We start from the raw sequence: 683 nt of genomic DNA, 5'->3' as shown, positions 1-683 counted from the left end.
AACGTGTTTGTATATGGTTTGTTGCGTGGTTTAAGCACTAAAGTTAGCAAATAAAAACCGAATAGAAAATCCGCGAGGATTTTCGTAAGTAGGCTAGAACTAGCAATAGATTATATACGGTGTTGTGCTTAGTTTTTATTCAATTCCTTTTCGTTTTTTGTTTTATCGTTCAATTTTTTTAGTAATAATTCCGCACTTTTAGTGGAATTCAATTTTCCACTTTGAAATTCCGAAATAATAGCAAAACTCGGCAAAATTTCTAAATCCTTTGACGGTTTTAGTAATGAATCAATTTCCGCTTTTGTCTTGAATTCCGTTATCGTGTTCAGTTTATTCCTCAAGTCAGTTTTTGCATATTCAAATTGTTCGGCTATTTTTTTCTTCTCTAAATCTTTTTCTCCAATTGATTTGAGTTTTAAAATTAGTGAATCAACAATTCTATTATGTTTGATTGCAGAATAATAAATCATTGCGGAATTCTCTCCGTCATATTTTTTTATTCGTTTTGAGTTAATTTCATTAAAATGTTTTTTAATCTTATTTTCCTCAATTTTATTCAGGCTATCCAGTTTAATCCCAATGTTCGTAAACGAACTTTCAACTTCTTTTGTGAGTTGATTACAAGAAATCAAAGTCAGGATTATTAATGTCAGCAGTATGTTTTTCATAAATTAAGCACAACG

The 683-nt window shown here is 29.7% G+C and carries 1 protein-coding gene; it reads right to left on the bottom strand.

What is annotated here, in order from left to right:
• Window positions 1-128: 128 nt before the first annotated feature.
• Window positions 129-668, bottom strand: a complete 540-nt coding sequence (locus Q0807_RS18845; protein WP_301162061.1) for a hypothetical protein — start codon at window positions 666-668, stop codon at window positions 129-131.
• Between the last annotated feature and the right edge of the window lie 15 nt (window positions 669-683).

Source organism: uncultured Winogradskyella sp. (assembly GCF_947495255.1).
Lineage (GTDB): Bacteria > Bacteroidota > Bacteroidia > Flavobacteriales > Flavobacteriaceae > Winogradskyella.
This window is presented reverse-complemented; position numbering and strand designations above follow the sequence as displayed.

Coding starts and splice junctions, on each gene's coding strand:
- Q0807_RS18845 (WP_301162061.1), bottom strand. CDS start 668: ATGAAAAACATACTGCTGACATTAATAATCCTGACTTTGATTTCTTGT.